This is a genomic window from Ensifer sp. (genome assembly GCF_035999185.1).
Classification (GTDB): domain Bacteria; phylum Pseudomonadota; class Alphaproteobacteria; order Rhizobiales; family Rhizobiaceae; genus Ensifer.
This window is the reverse complement of sequence record NZ_DASYHB010000002.1, coordinates 1-6,006: the sequence shown is the minus strand read 5'-3', so window position 1 is coordinate 6,006 and position 6,006 is coordinate 1. Positions and strand designations below refer to the sequence as shown.

Below are 6,006 nucleotides of genomic sequence, written 5' to 3'. Positions count from 1 at the left end.
TCCAATCGCGGACATTCTTTGCGGATGGCCGCCGTTCAGAGCTGATCGGCCGCTTTTTAGCGAGACTGAACTTGAATGCAAGGGGAATGCTGCGCCGCGAAGGCCAATATCCTAAAAACTTTGTGTCAACCGGCCTGAGATTGCCGCCATTCGAGATAGGCGTCGATGGTTTTCGTCGCAATTCCCTGCATGGTTGTCTCCGGCACGGCACTCCACAAATCCGTGCCGCCGCCGGGAACGGAGTCCTGCCCCTGGATGCGGTGCAGGCGGTTTCCGCTGCCGTCGAGCACGTCCCAGACATAGACGACGGTGGTCTTGTCGCCGTCCTTCAGCGCCGAAAAATAGCCTTTGAGAATATGTTCGCTGCTTGAATCCGCCGAACCCTTGATCGTCAGGCCGCGGGCGCGGGCGTCGGCGCCGAGCTGCCTGGAGAGTGGCGTGACCGCCTGAACCGGCGCGCCGATGATCGGCAGGAAACGGATCGTGCCGCTTGCGACAGCACTTGCCTTCGGCAGGGAGGCGACAGTCGGCTGACTTTGGATCTGTTCGGCTGCAGCGGCCGCCTGCTGCACCGGCGTGTGCTGCACTGGCGTCTGTTCAACGGGTGCCTGATGGTTCTGGATCGTGTTCTGGACGGGCTCGGAGCCGGCGGCAAGCTGGCTTGCCTGCGCCTCGAACGAGCCGGCCGGATCGGTATAGGTCGCATCCTCGCGGGCATAGGCCGTCGGCGGCGTGCTCGAAACAACTGGCTGGGGCGAGTAGGCGGTGGTCTGGCTGACGGGTTCGCGCTGTACCGGGACGCTCTCAGCCGACATGGAATCGAGGTCCGATTGCGTCACTGGCGGCGAGCGGAAGGTTCCCGCGCCGACGTCGACCTGTGGCGTCAGCATGTCGGTGCTGTTGCAGCCGGCGAGCGCAACGGCAAGGCCAAGTCCAACAATAGGCGTCGTGAGCTTTCGCATGTTCAAACCGTCCGATTTCTTCGCGGCAGTTTTTGAAACGTCTCCTGTCGTCTGCCCGTTCAAAGCAAGTCTAGGCGGATTTCCCTAAGCAGAAATGAAGTCCAGGCCATAACGCGACAGCGCGCGCGGCGTGTCCGTGGTGGTGAGGTAGGTCTGGCCAAGCGTCATGGCGGTGCCGCTGTCGGAATCCATGATGATCATGTGCACGAACAACGACATGTTCGGCTCGATCTCCTGCGGATTGCCGAGGTGGAACATCTGGTGCTCCATCCAGGAAGGCGAGAAGCGGGCGCCGAGCGAATAGCCGCAGGCATTCAGCCGATGGCGGGCAAGGCCGCGCTCGTCCATGATCTTGGCATGCACGTCGAACACGGTGCCGAAGGTGTTGCCGGGGCGCAGCACCATCTCGATCGCCTGGATGGTCTCTCGGCAGGCGCTGTAAAGCTCGCGGTGGCGGTTGGTCGGCTCGCCGATGATGACGGTGCGCATCATCGCGGCATGGTAGTGGGCGCTGACGCCTGCCCATTCCAGCGTTAGCTGGTCCTGGGCATCGAGCACGCGGCGCCCGGCCTTGTAACGGCAGAGCAGCGCGTCGGCGCCGGAGCCGACGATGAATTCGTTGGCCGGATAGTCGCCGCCGCCGGCAAGGATCGTGCCCTGCATGGCGGCCAGGATGTCGGCCTCGTTGCCGCCGGGGCGGATCAGCGGCAGGGCGGCATCGAGCGCGTCGTCGGCAAGGCTTGCGGCCTTTTCGACATAGGCGATCTCGGCGTCGCTCTTGATCAGTCGCAGGCGGCTGACGAGATGCGAGGCGTCGATGAGCTCGCCAAAGGTCTGGAGCTGGCGGTCGAGCAGGCGCGCGACGCGGCCGGTCATGCCGTGGGTGTCGTATTCGATGCCGATGCGGCAGCCGAGCAGGTCCAGTTCGCTCAGGAGGTTCTTGAGGTCCATGGTCGGATCGGCATTGGCCCGGTCGACCCAGATCTCGATGCGCTCGATATTGGAGGTGTGGCGCGCCTGGCGCAGGTCGGCCGAGCGGGTGAGCAGCACCATCGAGCCGTCCTTCTTGACGACCAGCGTCTGGAAGAAGCAATAGCCGAAGGTGTCGTAGCCGGTCAGCCAGTACATGCTTTCCTGGGCAAAAAGCAGCACGGCGTCGAGCTTCTCCTCGCGCATCTTCTCCGTCAGCCGCTCAAGACGGCCTGCATATTCTTCCTGGGCAAATTGAAGGGCCATGTCAGGTTCCTCGTATGCAAATGGCGGAAATCTGTCGGCCGTAGTCCGGCTCCTGCCTGTGGGTCGTGCGCCTGTAGGAGAAAAAACGCTCCTCGTCGGCATAGGTGCAGATGTCGAGGTTCTCGGCGGTAACGCCAGCCTCGGTCAGCCGCCGGATCGTGAAGGACGGCAGGTCGAACATCGAATGACCGTTGCCTTCAGACGGGCTGAAATAGGATTGATAGCTGTCGTTCACCGAAACGAAGCGCTCGACGAATTCGGCGCCGACCTCATAGTTGCGGCGGCTGATCGACGGGCCGAGGCAGGCGACGATGCGCTCGCGGCGGGCGCCGAGCGAGACCATGGTGTCGATGGTGCTTTCCAGCACGCCGCCGAGCGCACCCTTCCAGCCGGCATGGGCAGCACCGACGACCTTGGCTTCAGCATCGGCAAAGAGGATGGGACCGCAATCGGCCGACAGCACGCCGAGCACGATGCCGGGTGTCGCCGTTACCAGCGCGTCTGCCTCGGGGCGTGCGCCGTCATAGGTTTCGTCGACCACGATGGCGTCGGGGGAATGGACCTGATGCACGGTCGCCAACCGCTCCAGCGGCGCGCCGAACCAGGAAGCGACACGGGTGCGGTTCTCGTTGACCAGGCTGCGATCGTCGTGCGAGCCGAGGCCGACATTGAGGCCGCGATAGAGCCCTTCGGAGACGCCGCCCTTTCGGGTGAAATAACCATGCGCGATGGCCGGCCCGACCTTCTCGCTAAAGAGCGAGCTCTGTACTGGGGAAAGCGCGGCATCATGCTGCATCGGTATATTCGCCCTTGCTTTCTTAAGGATATCAATGGGTTTGAGGGCACGTTCCGGCCCGGCGACTGGCGGCTGATTTGCCGGCGCGATGTTGGCTCGCGATGGCGGGGCTGTCAATTCCCGAACGGCAGGGGTGCCGTCCGGTGATCCGATAAAGCGCGCGGGGCGCGGTCGTCACCCCTTGCGTTTGCGGAAGGGCGACAAGGGCACGGGCGGGCTGCTGACGGCCAGAACCTTGAACAGTTCCCCCATCTTTCCAGCACCCGCTCCGGCGAGCCGTTCCACATCCTGGCGAATGCCTTCCTGGGTCAGCGCATCCTTGTCGCGGCCAAGGGCTGCGGCACGGTCGAGCAGGCCAAGCCCGACCAGAAAATCTCCCTGGTGGGCCAGCCCGTTGATCTGCACGTCGTCCGTCTTGGCGCGGCGGGCAAGCTGCTCGAAGTCGACGTGGCTGGTGAGGTCCGCGCGGCCGGGACTGGCGAGCGGCGGGTCATATTCGTGGTCGCGGATCGCTTGCAGGGTGTCGCCGTAGCCAGTTGCCAGGTGCCCGTAGTCGATGATCACGGCGGTGCCGCCACTGATCTTCAGCCGTTCGCAAAGGGCCGACATCACCGCATCGCGGGCCGGCGCAATCTCGAAGACCGTGCCTTCGGCGACCCCTTGGGCCGGTGTCGGCAAAAGATCCGGATCGATGCCGGCGACGCCGGCGGCGAAGGTCAGCTCGTCGTCGGCGTCAAGGCCGACCATGCGTTCGCGAAACCCTTGCGCCGTGCGCACGAACTGCCGGATCGGAATGGCGTCGAACAGTTCGTTGGCGGCAAGCAACAGAAAGCCCTCGGGCAAGGTCTCGAAGCTTGTGTGCCAATCGACCTTGTTGCCATGGGCGGCCAGCGTTTCGGACTGGATCTTGCGCAGGCGGTCGCTGGTTTCGACGAGATGCACGCTCGAAGAGGCGTAGAGGTCGGGTGCCAGACGCCGCACGACGCGCAGCATATCGGACATCATCGTGCCGCGGCCGGGGCCGATTTCGGCAATCACGGCGCCCTCGGGCTTGCCGTGCTGCTGCCAGGCGTGAACGAGAAAGACGCCGATCATTTCGCCGAAGAGCTGGCTGATTTCCGGTGCGGTGGTGAAATCGCCTTCCTTGCCGAAGGGTTCGTGCACCCGGTAGTAGCCGTGCTCCGGATCCGCGAGGCACAGAGAGAAATAGTCCGTGACGCTGATCGGCCCGTGAGCCCGGATCAGCGCCTTGATCTTGTCGCCGAGTGGTGTCGTCATGCGTCTGTCCAGTTAACGGGGCCGCGGCCGGAAAACCGCGTGCCCTTACCTCCGCTCTCAGGCGGCTGCGCGCTTTGCCCGGGCGATCGCCCAGATGCCGGCGAGCGCCATCGGCAACGAGAGCAGCATGCCCATCGTCAGCCAGCCTCCGGCAAGATAGCCGATCTGCGCGTCCGGTTCGCGGAAGAATTCGACGAAAATGCGGCTCAGTGCATAGCCGAGCACGAAGATGCCGGTGACGAGACCTGGCGACTTGAATGCCTGGCGACGGTAGATGAACCAGGCGAGAACGGCGAGCAGGACGAGGCCTTCAAGCACGGCTTCGTAGAGCTGGCTCGGGTGGCGGGCGAACGGGCCGCCGGTCGGAAAAACGATTGCCCAAGGCATGGACGACAGCCGTCCCCAGAGCTCGCCGTTGATGAAGTTGGCGATGCGGCCGAAAAACAGGCCGATCGGGACAACGGCGGCGACGATGTCGAACAGGCTCCAGAGGGCAATCTTGTTCTTGCGGGCAAACAGGATCATGGCGATCGTCGTGCCGAGGAAGCCGCCATGGAACGACATGCCGCCGTTCCAGATCTCGAGCGCCCGGATCGGATTGGCAAGCACGGAACCGAGATCGTAGAAGAGGATGTAGCCGATGCGGCCACCAAGCACGATGCCGCCTGCCGCCCAGAGCAGGAAGTCGTCGAGCTGCTGCAGCGTGATGGCCGGTGCATTGTCGCGCCAGAGCGGCGCATTCACCGCGAGACGCCGGGCATAGAACCACCCCAGCAGAATACCCGCGACATAGGCAAGGCCGTACCAGTGGATGGCAAGGGGCCCGATCTGGACGATGACGGGATCGATTTCGGGGAAGGGGAGGATGGCGAGGCGGGTCGCTAGTGTTTCCAATTTATTCTTCTCGTGCCGGGCCGGTTGTTTTGGCGGAACATGGCGAGCGATTTCCGCCCGGTCAAGGGCGGGGGTGGCGGCTCAGGACACAGGCGCGTGATGAGGGGGCGTGATTTTCCTTGCATCCGCCCGCCGCTGACCCTACCTGAAATCCATGACCGCATCGCAAGGCGAGGCGATGGCTGAAATGGAGATCGCAACGATGAGCACTGGCACCAACCGCATTCTCGATGACTTTGCCAAGCTGATGACCGATGCTGCGGGCGCCGCGCAAGGCGTGCGCCGCGAAGTCGAGACCGCCTTCCGCGCGCAGGCCGAACGCACGCTGAACTCGCTCGACGTCGTCAAGCGCGAGGAGTTCGAGATGGTCAAGGAAATGGCCATCAAAGCGCGTGAAGAAAACGATGCGCTTCTTGCCCGTATCGAGGCTTTGGAAGCGCGTCTCGTTGATAATGGCAAGTAACGCGCTTCCCTTGAAATAACGGCATTTCAGCGTTTTAGCGGCGCCCGCGGATCGATTTCGCGGGCGTTTTGCTGTCCTGCATCCGCCGCCGTCTGAGGCGGCGTTAAGGCAGGTTAATAAAACATGAAAAGTTTTCCACCTGTGGACACTGCCAAAAAACCCTTATGGCAGAGTCAGTTAAGCTCAACCGCTTCATTCTCGTGACAACGTAGGCGCGATTGTACACGGCTATTTTAGGGGCGAGGGGCTGGCAGCCTGACTCCGCCATTATACACTGATTTTAAATGATGATTCGAAACGAACCGCGTAAGCTCCAGGCAGGGTAAGTCAGCCAGGATGGATGTGAGTTCAGCAATCATAGTGTGATTTTAATCGGT

General features: G+C 62.9%; 6 protein-coding genes. 1 reads left to right on the top strand and 5 read right to left on the bottom strand.

What is annotated here, in order from left to right:
- Nucleotides 1-125: 125 nt before the first annotated feature.
- The 5 genes from VGO04_RS00035 to lgt form a co-directional block, all read right to left on the bottom strand.
- Nucleotides 126-962: a hypothetical protein gene (locus tag VGO04_RS00035; RefSeq protein WP_327493905.1), complete on the bottom strand. Its 837-nt coding sequence runs from the start codon at nt 960-962 to the stop codon at nt 126-128.
- An 84-nt stretch (nt 963-1,046) separates the two neighbouring features.
- Nucleotides 1,047-2,198 carry a Xaa-Pro peptidase family protein gene (locus tag VGO04_RS00030; RefSeq protein ID WP_327493904.1) on the bottom strand — a complete coding sequence of 384 codons (1,152 nt, stop codon included), beginning with the start codon at nt 2,196-2,198 and terminating at the stop codon, nt 1,047-1,049.
- A 1-nt stretch (nt 2,199) separates the two neighbouring features.
- Nucleotides 2,200-2,994, bottom strand: coding sequence for a peptidoglycan editing factor PgeF (pgeF, locus tag VGO04_RS00025; RefSeq protein ID WP_327493903.1), 795 nt, complete (start codon nt 2,992-2,994; stop codon nt 2,200-2,202).
- A gap of 174 nt (nt 2,995-3,168) precedes the next feature.
- Nucleotides 3,169-4,272: a class I SAM-dependent methyltransferase gene (locus VGO04_RS00020; protein ID WP_327493902.1), complete on the bottom strand. Its 1,104-nt coding sequence runs from the start codon at nt 4,270-4,272 to the stop codon at nt 3,169-3,171.
- A gap of 57 nt (nt 4,273-4,329) precedes the next feature.
- Entirely contained in the window at nt 4,330-5,166 is an 837-nt protein-coding gene (lgt, locus tag VGO04_RS00015) for a prolipoprotein diacylglyceryl transferase (protein WP_327493901.1), read from the bottom strand.
- Between the two features lie 202 nt (nt 5,167-5,368).
- On the opposite strand from lgt, the gene VGO04_RS00010 reads away from it, so the two are divergent.
- Nucleotides 5,369-5,629: an accessory factor UbiK family protein gene (locus tag VGO04_RS00010; RefSeq protein WP_327493900.1), complete on the top strand. Its 261-nt coding sequence runs from the start codon at nt 5,369-5,371 to the stop codon at nt 5,627-5,629.
- Nucleotides 5,630-6,006: the final 377 nt, after the last annotated feature.